Annotated in this window: 13 protein-coding genes; 9 read left to right on the plus strand and 4 right to left on the minus strand. The window is 56.3% G+C overall.

Features of this window, described 5'->3' with window-relative positions; genetic code table 11:
• Nucleotides 1-13: 13 nt before the first annotated feature.
• Nucleotides 14-1,150 carry a hypothetical protein gene (locus tag HRU82_07245; protein ID QOJ34749.1) on the minus strand — a complete coding sequence of 379 codons (1,137 nt, stop codon included), beginning with the start codon at nucleotides 1,148-1,150 and terminating at the stop codon, nucleotides 14-16.
• On the minus strand, nucleotides 1,150-2,514 hold the full coding sequence (locus HRU82_07250) for a hypothetical protein (protein ID QOJ34750.1): 1,365 nt from the start codon (nucleotides 2,512-2,514) through the stop codon (nucleotides 1,150-1,152). The genes HRU82_07245 and HRU82_07250 overlap by 1 nt, the downstream gene beginning before the upstream one ends.
• A 122-nt stretch (nucleotides 2,515-2,636) precedes the next feature.
• Between HRU82_07250 and HRU82_07255 the strand changes: the two genes are divergently transcribed.
• The 9 genes from HRU82_07255 to HRU82_07295 all read left to right on the plus strand — a co-directional run bounded on the left by HRU82_07255 (nucleotide 2,637) and on the right by HRU82_07295 (nucleotide 13,119).
• Nucleotides 2,637-4,904 carry a hypothetical protein gene (locus tag HRU82_07255; protein QOJ34751.1) on the plus strand — a complete coding sequence of 756 codons (2,268 nt, stop codon included), beginning with the start codon at nucleotides 2,637-2,639 and terminating at the stop codon, nucleotides 4,902-4,904.
• Nucleotides 4,905-4,993: 89 nt separating this feature from the next.
• Nucleotides 4,994-5,632: a porin family protein gene (locus HRU82_07260; protein ID QOJ34752.1), complete on the plus strand. Its 639-nt coding sequence runs from the start codon at nucleotides 4,994-4,996 to the stop codon at nucleotides 5,630-5,632.
• Nucleotides 5,633-5,774: 142 nt separating this feature from the next.
• Nucleotides 5,775-6,710, plus strand: coding sequence for a hypothetical protein (locus HRU82_07265; protein ID QOJ34753.1), 936 nt, complete (start codon nucleotides 5,775-5,777; stop codon nucleotides 6,708-6,710).
• A gap of 84 nt (nucleotides 6,711-6,794) precedes the next feature.
• Nucleotides 6,795-7,874: a hypothetical protein gene (locus HRU82_07270; GenBank protein ID QOJ34754.1), complete on the plus strand. Its 1,080-nt coding sequence runs from the start codon at nucleotides 6,795-6,797 to the stop codon at nucleotides 7,872-7,874.
• Nucleotides 7,875-7,939: 65 nt separating this feature from the next.
• Nucleotides 7,940-8,212: an acyl carrier protein gene (locus tag HRU82_07275; GenBank protein QOJ34755.1), complete on the plus strand. Its 273-nt coding sequence runs from the start codon at nucleotides 7,940-7,942 to the stop codon at nucleotides 8,210-8,212.
• A gap of 14 nt (nucleotides 8,213-8,226) precedes the next feature.
• Nucleotides 8,227-9,600 carry an acyl--CoA ligase gene (locus tag HRU82_07280; protein ID QOJ34756.1) on the plus strand — a complete coding sequence of 458 codons (1,374 nt, stop codon included), beginning with the start codon at nucleotides 8,227-8,229 and terminating at the stop codon, nucleotides 9,598-9,600.
• Entirely contained in the window at nucleotides 9,597-10,328 is a 732-nt protein-coding gene (locus HRU82_07285) for an SDR family oxidoreductase (GenBank protein QOJ34757.1), read from the plus strand. Before HRU82_07280 ends, HRU82_07285 begins: the two co-directional genes overlap by 4 nt.
• Before the next feature lie 134 nt (nucleotides 10,329-10,462).
• A complete protein-coding gene (locus HRU82_07290) occupies nucleotides 10,463-11,341 on the plus strand; it encodes a polysaccharide deacetylase family protein (GenBank protein ID QOJ34758.1) in 879 nt (292 codons plus the stop codon).
• 2 nt (nucleotides 11,342-11,343) lie between these two features.
• Nucleotides 11,344-13,119, plus strand: coding sequence for a carbamoyltransferase (locus tag HRU82_07295; protein QOJ34759.1), 1,776 nt, complete (start codon nucleotides 11,344-11,346; stop codon nucleotides 13,117-13,119).
• 1,625 nt (nucleotides 13,120-14,744) lie between these two features.
• Here HRU82_07295 and HRU82_07300 read toward each other — a convergent pair.
• Together HRU82_07300 and HRU82_07305 are read right to left on the minus strand one after the other, a co-directional pair.
• Nucleotides 14,745-15,452 (minus strand): DUF4276 family protein, encoded by a 708-nt coding sequence (locus HRU82_07300; GenBank protein ID QOJ34760.1) that lies wholly within the window; start codon nucleotides 15,450-15,452, stop codon nucleotides 14,745-14,747.
• The gene (locus HRU82_07305) at nucleotides 15,445-16,605 is read right to left on the minus strand and encodes an AAA family ATPase (GenBank protein QOJ34761.1); all 1,161 of its coding nucleotides are present in this window, start codon (nucleotides 16,603-16,605) and stop codon (nucleotides 15,445-15,447) included. Before HRU82_07305 ends, HRU82_07300 begins: the two co-directional genes overlap by 8 nt.
• Between the last annotated feature and the right edge of the window lie 38 nt (nucleotides 16,606-16,643).

The raw sequence follows: 16,643 nt of genomic DNA on the forward strand, positions 1-16,643 counted from the left end.
TGCGATTCCATCGTTATCGAACCTGTCCGAACAACGTGCGATAGACGGCCGACTGTTCCACGGCTCGGGCGAAGACGGCATGGCCCTCCCCGTTCCAATGGTTGTCATCGGGAAATTCGAACCGTTGATGCCGTTGCGCGTAGTCGGCCATGAACCGAGGCTGAAGGTCGATGACCTCGAAACCTTTCGCGGTCGCCTGCGTCATCAAATGTCGGCGCATCACGGCCGCATAACTGTCCTCCGCCGCGGTCAACACTGCGGGTTCGTAGAGTTCCGGCCTGATCCCATCCAGCACCAGCACGATGCGTGACGGTGCCAGCCCTGACCATTCCGGCAGCCGTCCTAAAAAGGCTTCGACCGCGCGATCGGAATCGGCCACCCGCTCCGGCGTGGCCTCCGCCGCCGTGTTGCCGATAAAACGCGGCGCGCTCAGCGCCGACTGTCCGGGCCGGTAGGCGAACCGCTTCCAGACCTCGCGAATCTCCAAGTTCACGTAGAGGTACATCCCGAGCGATGACCCGGCCAAGAGATCCCGCCACCAGGGCACCGGGCGATCAAGGCGAATCAACTCCAGGCTGCCATTAGCCTGTTCGGCGAAGTAATGTAGCCCCGGCTCGCGCTTGTACTTACGCAGGCTTTCGTCGAAATCATTGCCGACAATCACCACCACCAACCCGTCGGGATGAAAGGTGTCTCGCACGTACCGAGCATAGGCCAGGTATTGGGCGAGCGACGAGCCGGACGTACCAAAGCCGTATACACGACCGCCAGCTCCCACCGCTTGGCTCAGCCTCGCCACGCCAGTCTGGGGGAAGGGCACCATCACCGCCTCCACGAAACTGTCTCCGATGACGGCCAACAGCGGTGTCTTGGCCGCCGGATCGTAGTCGTGATCATTCACGAACCCGTAGTTGTTGGTCCGGACGCGGTTCACGATCGAGAAGTTCCAGCCGCGCGAATAGACCGATTCGCGGTGGGGCGTGAACCGGAAGACCGGATTCTGCTCGTCCACCGAGAGGCCACGGAGTCCCTCGTTCACCGGCAACCAGCGGAACAACAGCTCCAGCAACAACAGCAGCAGGGTCAGCGACAGCGCCGCCGACGCGAGCGCCAAAGTCCATCGCCGCGGGCGTTCACCGGACTTGACCATTACGACGTTCGACCCGACGAACCGGCCACTAAGAGGCCTGGCACCGACCCGGCCTCATTCGCCCGCAGCCGGGCTGCCACCCGTCGCGCGAGGGCCGCCCCCAAGAACAGGCTGGACAAGACGTACTGGAGGCTGATCGCCGCGGCCAGGCCGATGAGCCCACCAGCGAGAAACCCCAGCCCCTTAAGCGCCAAGCCTCCGGTAGCCGTCAGGATCTCCACCCGCGCCGGAAGGCCGGTTTCGCCCTCGGCATAAAAGGCGTTCACCAACAGATGGTTGATGCCGCCGAACAGCAACACGCCGGAACCGGCGAGCAGCAGGGTCCTGAACGTCGCGAGGGTCTCGCTCCACAGATCAAAAGACTGCGCGAGAGTCACTGCGCTCAGCAATGTCGCCAATGCGGTCAGTCCAGCTGTGCCCATCCACCAGAGGCGCGTACGGCAGAGCCGTGCAAACTCACTCCACGCACCGCGCCCGGCCAAGGCCGACAGGGTCGGCACCACCGGGGTCACCACGCCTTGGTTGAAGATGCGCACCAGCGCAGCCAAAACTCGCCAGGTAAGGTCGAACAGCACCAGGCTACCTGCCGCGAGGAACGAGGTGAGGAACCGATCGACCACGAACCCGGTACGGACATAGGCGGCACTGAACAGCAGCGGCCGCAGCCTTGCCCACAATTCACGCCACAACGACGAATCGAGGGAACGCGACTCAGATGGCCCTGCCGCCAAGCCCTTCACCAGCAACAGCGCCGGACCACACCACAAGAACACCTGGACCCAGGCGGCCAACCTGACGCCGACTTGCTGAAGGCCAAGTACCAGCAGGCCCCAGCCTACCAACGAACTGAGCACCAACGAACCGGCCGGCCAGAGAAAACGATTGCCTGCATGGGAGAGCGCGGCCAGCACGGTGAAGGAGGCGGCGCCGATCAGGCCCACCAGCTGAATGCGCGTCAACTCGACGGTCAGGGTGCGCGTCTGTTCCGAGAACCCCGGCACGAGCAGCGAGACCAACAGCGGCGCGGCGACGACGATCACGAGCATCAGCAGAGCGGAGAGTGCTGTGATCCCCAGGACGAGCGGCCGGACCACCCCACGACGGTCGGCTTCATGCCTGGCCGACAACAGCGGCACCAGCACGCAGGACAGAGGATCCATCACTGCCACGACGAACAACTGCAGCAGGGTGGCGCCCGCATAGAGGGCGTCGGTTTCCGGCCCCGCCCCCAAACGGGCGATCGTATACCACTGGATGCCGAACGACAGGAGCAGCTGCATCGCGGTGAGCGTCGACAGGGTCATGCCGAGGCCGATGCCCTGCCCGCTCCGCTCTGCCTGCTCCGTCCGCCGTTCCCCTGCCATGTCCGGTACCCTTGGTCACGAACGCCCACGATTGCGCCTTTACCGCCTCCAAGTCAAGGCAGCATCCTCCCTGCTTCGTCGTTGACGGATCGCCTCAGGCGCTCTTATGATCGGCTCCCATTGTGCGGCAGTCCATTCTTGTCACATGGCGGCTGGGCCTCGTCCTGTTCGGGTGCCTGCAGCCGGGCCTCCCGGCGGGCGCGGCCTCCGCGGAAGCCCCTCCCTCATCGCCGCCGCCCGAGCATGTGCTCGACCTGAGACTCGAAACCACGACCTTCCTGCTCAACCTGGAAAAACAGGGCCTGGAAGACAATACCTTCACTAACGGCCTGGGACGCGACACCACGCTCATGGGCAACCTGGTGAACCTGTACGTTCAGAAACGCCTGCTCCCCTCGCTCACGCTGGACCTCGGCCTCTTCGCCAATATGCCATTCGGGCACGACACCGAGATTTCGCAGCTGCGCCCCATCGTGCGTCTGCAATACCAACCGAGCAACGAAGTCACAGCCATTCTCGGCACGCTGGCGGGCCCCCACCGCGATTTTCACGACGCGGTCTTCGACAACGCTAACCGCTTCGTCCGCCCGCTGGAACAGGGCGCGCAGATGAAGGTCAACAGCAAGCATTACCGGCAGGATCTGTTCATCAACTGGGAGCAGGCGTTTCGAGGCTCCTCCACCAACCGCTACGATGTGGGCTACGCGGGCCAGCTCCTGGCCGGGCCCTTCCGCGTCAACGGCCAAGCCCATTGGGTCCACAACGGCCAGGCGCTGCTGAAGCTGGATCGTTCCTTCAACACGGCTGAGACCCTCGTGACCGCCGTGGGCCCGGAGCTGGTCCTCGAACCCTCGACCTATTTTCCGGCCTTGGCCTGGTGGAGACAGCTGGGCGTTCGCGCCACCTACCTGAATTCGCTCAACGAGCCGCTGCACGGCGGCCCGACCGTCCGCGGACGGGGCTATGAATTGAGCGTCTGGCTCGACCTGGCCGGTTGGCGGCCGTCGGTTTCCTTCTGGCGAGGGCGGCAGTTCTTGAGCCAACAGGGCGATCCGGAATATGCAGCGAGCAACTTCCCCGAGTTCAGCCTATCGAAGATCTTCGTGCTCGGCCCCTCCGCTTCGATCGAGTTCGGCATGCAGGCCAGGCGGATCAGGGCCTTCTTCACGGAGGACGGCATCACCTATCAGAACCGCGACACCTTCAAGTGGGTAAACCAGCAATACCTGCTCTTCAATTGGAATTGGGACACGGCCGATGGGCGCTTCTTCCGCGACCTCTTCCCGGCGAGCACGCCACGGTCGGTTCAGGAAACAGCCGCAGCGGAAGAGCCACGCTTCACGGCCAAGCTCGATGCGCTCACGTACGTCTACCACATCAATTATTCCGGCCTCGACCAAGTGGGTGGGCGACCGGTCTCGAACAGCACCTTCGCGGGACAATACCTCGCGCCCGTCTTGCGCTACAGCCCGTCACGGCGATTGAACCTGGACATCGGCTTCTTCGCGGGCCTCCCGGTCGCGGATACCCAGCGGTTTCACACGGTGCAGCCGATTCTCTCGGCGGAATACGAACTGTGGCCCGCCGTCTCGCTCGTGGCCGGTACCATCAAGCGGAACCACCCCTTCGTGGACGCGTTGTTCGACGACGCCCGGCTCTTCTCGCGCCCCGTCGAGCAGGGCTTCCAGCTGCTGGTGGACCGCGAGCATTACCAACAGGACCTGTTCATCAACTGGTATCAACTCGAAACCTTCCAGAAGGCGGAGCGGTTCGACGTGGGCTATTCGGGCCGCGTGAAAGCCGGTTGGTTCTCCTTCAACGGCCAGGTCTATTGGATCCACAGCGGCGGCGCCCAGTATTCCGAATCGCGGACGTTCTTCGGCGCCGGGCTGCCGCGGGACCGGCCGGCCTCGAACAATTTCCTCACCGCCGTGGGGCCGCAATTCACCTTCCAACCCAGCCGGTACTGGCCCGGCCTGTCCTGGTTTCGCGAGGTCGACGTGATGGCGCTCTACCTCACGAGCCAAAACGAACCCACGCAGGCGGGCTCGCCCATCGTGCGGGGACGCGGGTATCAGCTGACCGCCGGAGTGAATCTGGACGGCTGGCGCCCCTACGTCACCCTGTGGCGCGGCGAGGGGTTCGTCAACGAACAGGGCGATCCCGCCTACTACGCAGGACACTTCACCGAGTTCGGCTTGCTGAAGGATGTGCCGCTGCCCGCCGGATTGTCTCTCCGCCTGGGCGGGTTCGGCCGCATCATGCAGGATCGCCTGACCCACACCGAATACCTGCTGTTGAACTGGTCGTGGGATGAATCGCCCTGGCGTGGATTCTGTTTGCGTCCGACCCTCTTGCATCGCGGCGAGTCGACCTGCAGCGGATCTTGAGACACACTTCTCTCTTGCCAGTCCGAACCAAGCCCGTTACAGTAGCGACCGTAAGACGTTCAGAACAGTGATTCCGGAGGAGGATGGGCGTGGTGAAGGTTCAGAAGTGGCTCGTTGCCGCGATCGTGTCAGCCCTCTTGTGGGGCGCGTCCGCTACCGCCCACGCCGAAAACTATGTCGCCTTCGCCATCGGACCGAACCTGGCGACACTCGACACCACCGACGTCGGCAAACTCGACTTGAGCAACAACCTGGCCTACGGCGCCAAATTCGGCCACTACTTCGATGACCGCGGGTTCAACTGGTTCGGCCTCGAAGTGGACATGTACCGGTCCTCGCCCGATATCAAGGCCCAGAGCCTCCCCCGGCAGGATACGAACCTCCGCCTCTCGGGACCGATCCCCGGCAGCAGCTTCACGGTCCATTCGCTGGCGTTCAACGCCCTCGTGCGGGTCACGGGCTATCAATACAAGGTCGAGCCCTATGCCGGCCTCGGCATCGGCCTCAACATGGGCAACGTGTCCGACGGCAATTTCAGGCCGGAAGCATCGTTCGCTCCGAGCTTCAACGTGTTGGCCGGCATCAAGTACTACGTCACGCCGAAGATCGCTCCCTTCATCGAATACAAATACAACTTCGCCCACTTCAGCTTCAGCCGCACCGAAGTCACCGCCGACTACCGCGCCAACCTCTTCATGTTCGGCGTCGCCTTCCATTTCGGCCGCTAAGTCGCGCGGCGCTGGAATCCAGCCGCACAGGCAGAGTACTCTTGGGAGCGAGTCAAGACTTGGGCCCTCCTCACCAGAGGGGTTCCCTACCTCGGCAGGCCATACTTTTGGGAGCAGTATTAGACCCGCAAAAGGATTCCTAGTGCAAAGCGCTGTTACTTGGCCCGATGGTAAATCTTTTGCCTTCACCATTTTCGACGACACCGACGACGCTCGGTTGCCAGAGATCAAGCTGGTTTACGACTTTCTCGCAGACATTGGGATAAGAAGTACTAAGAGCATATGGCCCATTAGAGGAGAAGGAATCCCCTTAATAGGCGGCTCAACGTGCGAGGAACCAGACTACCTTGATTGGGCCCTCAGCCTTCAACAATCTGGATTTGAGATTGCTCTTCATAACGTGACCTACCACACTTCATCCCGCATGAACACGATCCATGGTATCAATAGATTTGGGGAATTGTTCGGGCATGATCCCCATACTTTGGCTAATCATGCCGGATGCGATGAGAGCATCTATTGGGGCAATGCGCGCCTGTCTGGTTGGCGAGAAACACTTTATAATGTTCTTTTACTCAACCGCCATAAGGATCTCTTTCAGGGGCACATCGAAAGCAGTCCTCTGTTTTGGGGAGATATCTGCAAGGCACGGATCCGATATGTACGGAATTTTGTTTTTGGTGGGATGAATACGCTCAAGAGTTGCCCGTTCATGCCGTACTATGATCCACTTCGCCCCTATGTAAATGGTTGGTTCGCCTCCTCTGAGGGACCGTCTGCCGAGTCATTTAATGGGACGATCTCCGAATCAGCTCAGGATCAATTGGCTGCTGAAGGTGGAGCCTGCATAATGTATACACACCTAGCGCGTGGGTTTTCTGCTAATGGCCAGCTGAACCCTCGATTCAGGCTGCTGATGGAACGTCTCAGCCGCATGAATGGCTGGTTTGTCCCAGTCAAACAACTCCTTGACCATTTACGAAACAGACCGACCATTCACACCATTACCATGGAGCAAAGGGCGCTCTTGGAACGACGCTGGATCCTACACAGGATTCGCACCTTCGGCTCAACATGATTCCAGGAAGTTACTACCGCGGATGCAGAAGATCCGTGCCGAGGTCCTTTGAAATACCGGATCACACACTTTTCAAGCGACGATGTGTCGGCAGTTAAGGCCTTCAATCGACGGCTGGCCCGCAGCACCACAGCACCGCGCTTTCCTGAAAGTCCAATTCCAACTTGGCTACCATCAAAAGCCAACTCCTCTCTTCATCAGGAGCACTACCTCGTTCATGGCGAAAGCGGTGTCCATGGCGGATACATCCTCAAGCTTCAAAACTTCATGCTGCATAGCAAACTCACTCGAATTGGATATTTCTCCCTCCCAATCTCTGAAGGAATCATCGATTCCTCGCACGCTATTGTAGGAATGCTCACAGTCAAAGATGCGCTCCGCCGCTCACCACTCCTATTTGGGCTTGGTATGGGAGGTGTCGATCAACCGATTGCCAAACTTTTAAAACATCTAAAATTTAATTTGACGCCATGCCCTTTTCTTTTCCGGGTTAACCATCCATACCGCTTTCTCCGCAACATAACATTCTTGCGCAAAACGCTACCAAGTAAGGCTTTACTGGATGCACTTGCATTCACAGGGCTGGGCTGGACAGCGTTACAAACAATTCAGCGGTTTAAAGACTTTCGAGTGGCGTCTAGCAACCTAACCAAGGTCGAAAGAATCCATGAGTTTGACTCGTGGTGTAATGATTTGTGGGAGAGGGCCTATGAGAGCTATTCGCTAATCGCGGTCCGCGATCAGGAAGTCCTTCAGACTCTCTACCCCTCGAACGATACCAGCTTCATCAAGCTAAGAGTCAGTTACAACGATACTGTCATAGGCTGGGCAGTCCTACGCAACACATCAATGAAAAATCATAGGCAGTTTGGAAACATGCAGGTTGGGTCGATAGTGGATGTCCTTGCGATTCCCGGCCAGGAAGGACCAGTCGTTCGGCAGGCAACAGAGTTTCTGCAACAGGCGGGCTCTGACCTGCTAATATCGAACCAACTACACCAGTTCTGGATCCGGGCGTTCCGAAAGAACGGCTACCTACAAGGACCTTCGAACTACATGCTCGCTGTTTCGCCCCAGCTAACATCGCTCTTGTCACCATTTGATGAAACACGTTCTCACATTCACATGACTAGAGGTGATGGGGATGGGCCAATCCACCTCTAATGATATCGCCACAATTTTTTCATCATCACAATAGTCGGATTTCGATAGTGTCGAAGAATTGTCCTATGCATAACAGACACGAAATCGCACACCTCCTAGATCAGGCGATAAAACAGGTTTTGGGCGATAAGGGCATAACCGCCAAGATTACCCCCGACAGCCCCATTGATAGTACCCTGGGGCTCGATTCACTAGACTGGGCAGCAGTGGCAGTTCACATGGAAGACCAGACGGGGCTTGATCCTTTTTCGGAAGGGTTCATCGGAAAATTAGCTACCGTGAATGATCTCATTGACCTCTACGTGCAGACAGCCTCTAACCACCCTCCCATTCAGTAGCAACTGTCGTCTCTGTGATTGCACAACACTTAAAAGATGGCCTCGCAAAAAATGGGCAACGCCTCTTCTTGATTTACGGCGACTACCAAGTTACCTACAGGGAGCTTGCAGATAGGGCTGAGTCACTGGCGCAACAACTTTGTCATTTAACAGGCAAACAAGTTGGCTTACGGACCTCTCCGCCCATCACATTCATTCCAACCATACTCGCACTCGACCTAGTAGCGGCCAATGCGTTTCTCTTGGGAACTCGCACCTCCGATGAAATTAACCGACTGAGCAGTAGGTTTTCTTTTGAGCACATCCTGGATGTTTCATCATTCGAGGGAAAGCAGGTCAGCGAAGCAGTATGGTCGTCAGTACTGACTTCCAAGCCGCAGGCCACCGATTCAGGACCATCTGCTGATAGAGGCGTTACGATACTCACGTCAGGGACAACAGGACTACCAAAAGCTTCCCGACACACGTGGGCCAACCTATGCAAGCCGGTTCGCACCAGGGCCGTCTATGCAAACACCCGCTGGCTGTGTTTATACCCTTTGCACCTTTACGCTGGGCTTCAAGTCTTTTTACAGGCCTTTATGAACTGGGCAACCCTCGTCATCCCCTCAAGCATGACCCCTCCCGAAATCGCATCGCTGCTATCCCGTCAAGACATACACTATGCCTCGGGAACACCGTCCTTTTGGAGACAGATCCTTTATTTTTCGGGTTCACATTGTTTGGGCCCAAGTGGTCCCCTGCAAATCACCTTAGGAGGCGAGGTCGCTCCACAAGGTTTGCTCGATCAGTTGAGATGCGTATTTCCTCACACGCGCATCGTGCACATTTATGCTTGTACTGAAATGGGAAGGCTTTTTTCCGTGACGGATGGGAAGGAAGGATTCCCTTTGCAATACTTGGATGATCCGCCTGAGCTAGGGGTCCAATTGAAAATTGTCGATGGGCAACTTCTAGTCACTAGCCAAACTCCGATGAGGGGCTACATCGGATCGGAGGCAACCACGCCGAGCACATCTACATATTTCCCCACTGGAGACTTGGTGAAAATCGCCGGAGACCGAGTTCTTTTTCGAGGTCGAATCAATGAGATCGTCAACGTTGGGGGAACGAAAGTCTCCCCCTTAGAAGTCGAGTCGGTTATTAGAAATGTCCCTGGAGTCTCCCAAGTCCGAGTCTACTCAAAGCCCAACTCCCTTACCGGCCACATTCTTGCCGTCGACATCGTTCCCATCCCCCAATATTCCCAAGAACAAATCCGGCTTGCCATTCAACAAACCAGCCGAATGCACCTCCAGCCATTCCAAATCCCCCGAATCATAAACTTTGTGGACCGGATTAAAATAAATCCAGCGTTCAAAATGCCCAGGACGGAATCTGAGTCATGAACTCTCAAAAAGTTGTGCTCGTAAGCGGCGGAATGCGAGGGCTCGGACTTGCCACCGTAGAGCAACTACTGATGAGTGGCTATCGCGTCGCAACGTTCAGTCGGACACCATCTGGAGCGATCACGGAACTTACCAATAAGTTTGGAGATCAGCTGTGGGCTTCGAGTGGAGACCTATCCGACCCAGCAGGCCTCGACAATATAGTACGCTCCGTGGAGCATGAATTCGGGCCAATTTGGGGACTGGTGAATAATGCCGGTGTTGCAGTAGAAGGGGTCCTGCCAAGCACGGCCCCACAGCGTATCGAGGACATCGTTAGTATCAACCTTACTGGAACCCTGTTACTAACACGTTTAGTGCTTCGCCGAATGATCCTTCGTCGACAGGGCAGCATTGTGAACATCTCCTCAATCATTGGCATACGAGGCTATGCAGGCCTCGCAGCCTATTCGGCAACAAAAGCCGCCCTTGACGGCATGTCACGCGCACTAGCACGGGAAATGGGTCCTCGAAGGATACGTGTAAACTCCGTTGCACCGGGCTATTTAGAAACAGACATGACCCATACCTTGAACTCCACCCAACTCACTCAGATAATTCGACGAACACCGCTGGGTCGACTCGGACGCGTCAGAGACGTCGTACCCGTGATCCTATTCTTGCTCTCCCCTAAGGCTGAATTCATCACCGGTCAAACCCTAGTTGTAGACGGTGGGCTCACATGCTAATTAAGCAACAAATATGCCTATCGCAGGCTCAGTCGTGACTCTGCGCCAACAGCCGTACTAGTGGGCCTAAAGATCCTATTGAGATGTCAGAACGGGCTCCTTCGTCCGGGCCAATCGCGAGTGGGTAGGAACCCGTGGTAAATACGACCAGCTACTGCCACCTCACGGTCGATCTGGAAGATTACAAACATGCCACCATGTTGGACATGGGGCTGCCGCCGCGCACCAACCCCGAGCAGGCCTGGCGTGGGTTGACCAGGATCTTCTCCGCCCTGCAGTCCACCAGCGGCGATCCGCACGTCACCCTCTTCACCACCGGACAGGTCGCGCGGGATCAGCCGGATCTGGTCGGCGAGATGGTCCGGTGCGGCCATGAGATCGCTTGCCACGGCGATCAACATGAGGACCTATTCACGCTCGACCGCAAGGATTTTTTTCGCAGCCTGCAACGGGCTAAGGCAGCGCTCGAAGAAGCCTCGGGCCAAACCGTCCTGGGTTTCAGAGCGCCCAACTTTTCGCTCGACGACCGGTCGCCTTGGGCCTTCAACACATTGAGCGAAATGGGATTTGCCTATGATTCCAGCCTCGTGACGGACCGACCGCGAACCGGCCACGAACAGTACGATTGCCTGCCGCTCGCCGAACGCCGCCTGTTCGAATTTCCCCTCTACCGGCGGCGGGTTGGTCCGCGCCACGGCATCCGCGTCATCGGCGGCACCTATTTCCGACTCTTGCCTCTCCCCGTGATCCTGCATCTGATGGACGAGGCGGTAGGCAAGGGATTCGTCCCGCTGGTGTATTTGCACGCCGCCGATGCGGACGATCGACCGAGCCCGGTCCGCTGGCGTGAGATGCAGGGACTGCCCACCCTAAGCAAAAGCCGGTGGGTCATCCATCAGAGACAATGGACCTGGGGCACCAGGGCAGTGGCCGAGAAGCTGCAAGCCGTACTCGAACGGTTTCCCAACCTGGGCCCCTTGCGCAAGGCCCTCCCCCAATCCGTGACGGCGTAACCATGTACATTCTCGGCTTGGCCACCATGGGTGAAAGCGCCGCCGCCCTGCTCAAGGACGGCATGCTGGTCGCCGCGGTGGAGGAAGAACGGTTCACCCGCGTCAAACATGAGGGCTGTTTTCCTATCCGCGCGATCGCCTTCTGCCTGGCCCAAGCGGGCATCACGCTGGCTGAAGTGGACCATGTGGCGGTCTATTGGCAACCGTTCCGCGTGGGCGTCCGGGCCAAGGCCCTGCTGACGACGGCCCTCACCCATCCGACCGCCTTCGCCGGCAAGGTGAGTCGAGTCTTCGAAGAGCTCTCGCTCGCCGGCGGCGGACAGGCCTCGTCCAGTCAAGGCAGTTGGGCGGAACTCTTCCTGGTGCGTCGTCTCCTCGCGCGGCACTTCGGGCCTTCACGGGCCAAGATCCATTACCTCGACCACCATCGTTGCCACATGGCCAGCGCATTCTTCGCGTCCCCCTTCGACGAGGCGACCGTCATGGTGTTCGACGGCGCAGGCGAAGAGGCCGCCACCACCCTGGCGGTCGGCTCGGGTACGACGTTGCGGGTGCTGAAGTCGATCCCTTGGCCCCATTCACTCGGCCATTTCTATTCGGCCATAACCGGCTTTCTGGGCTTCACAATGCTGGACGGCGAATACAAAATGATGGGCCTAGCCCCCTACGGCAAGCCGGAGTACCTGCCCTTCATCCGCCGCAACCTGCTCGTGACGGACAGGCCCGGCTCCTACCGCCTGAACCATGCCCTGCTCGATTATCACGCCGCGCTCCGGGGGCGGTTTTCGCCCGCCCTCAGGAGGATCTTCGGCGATCCCAGACAGGGCGATGAGGCTCCTTTCACGGAACGGGACCAACAGCTCGCCGCGAGCGCCCAAGCGGCGTTCGAAGAAGTGGTCTTCGATTTGGCCTCGTGGGCCTTCGAGGAAGGCGGCCGGCGAAGCCACCTCGCCTTGGCCGGAGGCTGCGGGCTGAACTGCTCCGCGAACGGTCGCTTGCTGCGTGAAGGCCCCTTCAAGCAGATCTACGTCCCGCCCGCTCCGCATGACGCTGGTTGCGCGGTCGGCGCGACCCTGCTGCTCTATCACGAGACGTTGGGGCAGCCGCGACGGTTCACCATGACCCACGCCGCCTATGGACCGGCCTATGACGATCACGCGATTGGCCAGACGCTGCGTGCGGCCGGTCTCCACATGCAGCCGATCGCCGATGAAGAGACGCTGCTCGGAAAAACGGTGGAGGTGCTGACGGGCGGCGGCGTGGTGGGCTGGTTTCAAGGGGCGATGGAGTTCGGCCCACGCGCGTTGGGCTCACGATCGTTCCTGGCCGATCCGCGCCGGGACCGAATTCGCGATACCCTCAATGCGAAGATCAAGAAGCGGGAACTCTTCCGACCGTTCGCGCCCTCGGTGAAGGAGGAAGCGACAGCAGACTATTTCGAGGTGACGCAGCCGAGCCCGTTCATGAACCTAGCCCTGCCGGTCCGGCAGGACAAACGCGCCGTCATTCCCGCCGTCACCCACATCGACGGCTCAGCCAGGATTCAAACCGTCAGCCGCACCGATCAGCCGCGTTATTGGCGGCTGCTCGACCGGTTCGAACGGGCAACCGGCGTCCCAATCTTGCTGAACACGTCATTCAATATTCAAGAGCCGATCGTTTGCACACCGGAGCAGGCGCTGGCCACGTTCAACACAAGCGGCGTCGATGCGCTGGTGATAGGGAATTATTTTGTTGAGAGGGGAGGGGGGACACATAAAGCTATGTACGGCACCTAAACAACTACAGGACCGTAGGTGAAACAAATCGAATGACGGCTACTCCACGTTATGCTGTCCCACTAGCGAGCTGTATTGCCACGGGGACAACAGTACAGAGAAAAGTCCTCCCCATAACCGCGTGGATCGTAAAAGATGCAAAAGTCAGTTGAGTACGCGGGCACCTGATCGAGTGGTTTATCCTCGCGATCATACGTGATCGTCCCAATGTAATAAAACCACTTTTCTTTCAAAGTAATGGCTCTTGCGTCCTCTGTGGAAACAAAGAACGTACCCGTAACATCTAATGTCGAATCCCCGTTCCCTGGAAATAATACTCGCGGACCGTCCGTCCAAGGCTGTTCTTTCTGTTCTGTATTCGAGCACTCGACAAATGCAGGTGGTACATCGGGTGGCTTAGTAGAAACGCACCAACGGGCCTTGAGAACCGTACCGATTGCTGGGGAGTTTCCGGTGTTTCTCACCGCAATATAACCTCTCAACTTCTCCTTTCCCTTAAGGTGAGTAAAGACATCTGGCCGTTTGGGTTTGCAGGTCCCATCGTATCTATACTCAGACTCAGGCATGAGGCACATGCCGAGAGAACCTGGATTCCCAAGTAATGTTGAGATGACAACCCATGGGCGTTGCATCCATTCCGTCGATCGAAATGACGCTTGACTCACCCTGAGAGTTTCTTGTGTAGTCGCAAAAAATGGCCTGGTTGTGCAGGTACTGGTGGTATGAAAACAGAGCTATGAAACAACCTGGAATGACCGGAAGAAAAGCCAGCATAACTCTGAACCATGGTCTATCACTAAGCGGTGGCTTCCTTAAATCATCCTGCCTGGCGACCTCGATCGGCTTGCTCTCTTTCACGCTTCGACCTGACGCACTCGCTACTTCCTGCTCAAGGTTGAATTATCAATACCCATGGCCACCTAAGAACGGATTTTCAGAAAGTACGACGACCAATTCCCTTGGTATATAGACGATTCGTTAGTCTTTGCTCTCGATCTGAAGTGGGAGCGACGAGATGGATGATCGAGGACGCAAAAATGCCAAAGCCACAGTGTACCATGATGCGGTGAGAGATTGAGGATCTTTGCCTTTTCGGCTTCCTCTATGGGTGACAGCTAGCTGTTACGCGTAGCTCGGAGTGGTTAACAGGCAGTGGAAGGGTTTATCCCGTCGCCCGGAGCAATCGAGTTGGCTCCGGGTCGAGCAAGCTTACGAAGAGTGAATCACTGGAGGGTTCTCCTCGACGGCGACATTGGGGAGAGGCTTCGCCTAAATAGCCGCCGGTACGCACGAAGTGCGGGTTGGAGGCGCCGGGCGGGTTCGAACCGCCGCATCGCAGTTTTGCAGCTTGCCCGAGCGCTCTATGACGGACGAAGACCAACAGAGAGTGGTAGATACAAACAATCAAGCAGATCAATGACTTATGGCATTTTGACTGCGCCCTACTGAGACTGACTAGGACTCCGAACCGGGAGCAAAATCGGGAGTGGAACCGGGAGTAAAACCGGGATCAGGGTTTGTACCTGTTTATATAGACTAGGACCGTATCCCTTTGGCGCCTCAATTTGCATTACAACGTATCGTCAACGCTTAACGTCTAACGATGCTCCGGATGTATACGATGTTCATTCGCTGAGAAACTGATCGACATGCTCAATCAAAGCTTTGAGGTCTGGAATCCGCGCTGGAAGGGTGAGGTAGAGCGTCTCATAACTCAAAGTGTTAAGGGTAAGAGAGGTGTTTGCTTTTTTCTTATCATACGAGATATTTGCTAGACTGTATATCCGCTTAAGATCCTCGGCTGGTCGGTCCCGCAATTCCAGATTGTCGTGACTAGGATCGAAACCAAACTGCGTTCTAATCCTAGGAATAGTCAGTTCGGCATTCAATCTTTCGAAATGCGTGTATTCAGACATAAACCATGCTTCGATCTCCATTATCCCCAGGACAAACAAGACCTGTACCGGTACTGTCTTCAGCTTATAATTGAGGCCACTCCTAAGTTTTGGTATTTCGCTATGTGAAAAATCCGGGTAGACATCTCGGATCCCAATTATGAAACCGAAGCCAGCGTCTACCAGTTTGTCGTAATTGTCTCGAATGTCAGATTTGACGCGATTATCTGCACCGCAATCCACGAGCACCGCGAAATAACGATTATTCACCCCATTTGAAGTCTCAAGGGTAGTAATTTTACGAGCGCCGGATTGTCCGCCTCCGACAGCACGCCGCTTGGTAATGGTCACCCTCTTCCGCCCTGCTATTTCTTCAATCAAACGTTCGGCGAAGAGTTGTTCGGTTTGCCCTTCGACGAATATCGCAATCTTAGTCACTTGCGTTCGCCTCGCCAGCCTCACCGACAAAATCTACAGCAAGAAAATCAAAATTGTTCAGCCCGGTGAACTTAAAATCATCAAATATTTTCTTTGAGTTTCGATAATTATAGACTCTGCAATCCCCCCCTTCTCGACGTAGAAGCGACCAAGACTCTAAAGGCACTGCATTCATTATAAAACGGTCATTTGTCGCCATAATGAGTTGAACGGAAGTGTGGGTAGCCTTTTCAATCAACAATTTAATTAGCTGGCAGGATCTATCGAAATCCAATCCTTCCCCAATATCATCCACGAGAATACAACTTGGGCGGCTATCCATAACTGCATAATTCAGATGAATGATCATAGACAGAACCCTAAACATACCTTGGGACATTTCGTGCTGATAAATCATTGGTAGGAGAGTTCGCTCCTTTACGTACAATGCCACCATCTCCCCCTGGATTTGTATTTCCGGAGCTACCTGAATAGATAGTGGTGGCGCCAACCCAACGTCCTCGATCTCGTAACCAACGGTCGCCATGTCTTTAATAATGTTTTGTTTAAATGGCTGGCCAAGTTTCGTATACCCTCTCCTATAGACTCCTGCTACCTGATTGGGATCCTTGGGGTTGAAACTGATTGGGGCTCCTTCCTTCACGATCAGCGCTAAGTGATCCTTCCCCATGGATGTTCCAAAGGCAAAAAATCTCAAGTCATTCCCCCACTGAAACAGACTCTCAAAATACGGATGTTGAATTGAATCCCTTCGAGCCGCGGAAGCTAACCGATTGGGAGGAGTCTGAAACTCAATCCACTTATTTTCTTTTACAGCATAAATTTTACCTATACCCTCGGCCCCTCGTTCTAGAAACTTTTTCCCGTCAATAGCAAATTCCTCACTTGTCACAATTTGGTCTGAATATTTCAGTGAATAGGTCAATAATTTATGGCCATCTTCGAAAACAACCTCGTAATCACCCGAAATATATTTTAGTGGGCTATCTTGAGATAGAAGACCGGCTAGGCCATTGATCACGTTAAGAGTTCTAGTCTTTCCACTAGCGTTCTTTCCTACTAATAAATTTATCTCGTCAAAGGTGAGACCATTAACCCTCCAGGTGTTTGGCCTCCCCTCATGCTGGGAGTAACGCAGAGATTTAAGCTTCATAGTGGTAAGCCTGCCTTGCAGTGAGAGTTGAACGCTCT

Source organism: Nitrospira sp. (assembly GCA_015709715.1).
In the GTDB taxonomy this organism is placed as follows: Bacteria; Nitrospirota; Nitrospiria; order Nitrospirales; family Nitrospiraceae; genus Nitrospira_A.

What these genes read in the sequence shown, in the direction of transcription:
- HRU82_07295 (QOJ34759.1), top strand. Translation starts at nt 11,344, where the DNA reads ATGTACATTCTCGGCTTGGCCACCATGGGTGAAAGCGCCGCCGCCCTG.
- HRU82_07250 (QOJ34750.1), bottom strand. Translation starts at nt 2,514, where the DNA reads ATGGCAGGGGAACGGCGGACGGAGCAGGCAGAGCGGAGCGGGCAGGGC.
- HRU82_07275 (QOJ34755.1), top strand. Translation starts at nt 7,940, where the DNA reads ATGCATAACAGACACGAAATCGCACACCTCCTAGATCAGGCGATAAAA.
- HRU82_07285 (QOJ34757.1), top strand. Translation starts at nt 9,597, where the DNA reads ATGAACTCTCAAAAAGTTGTGCTCGTAAGCGGCGGAATGCGAGGGCTC.
- HRU82_07305 (QOJ34761.1), bottom strand. Translation starts at nt 16,605, where the DNA reads ATGAAGCTTAAATCTCTGCGTTACTCCCAGCATGAGGGGAGGCCAAAC.
- HRU82_07245 (QOJ34749.1), bottom strand. Translation starts at nt 1,150, where the DNA reads ATGGTCAAGTCCGGTGAACGCCCGCGGCGATGGACTTTGGCGCTCGCG.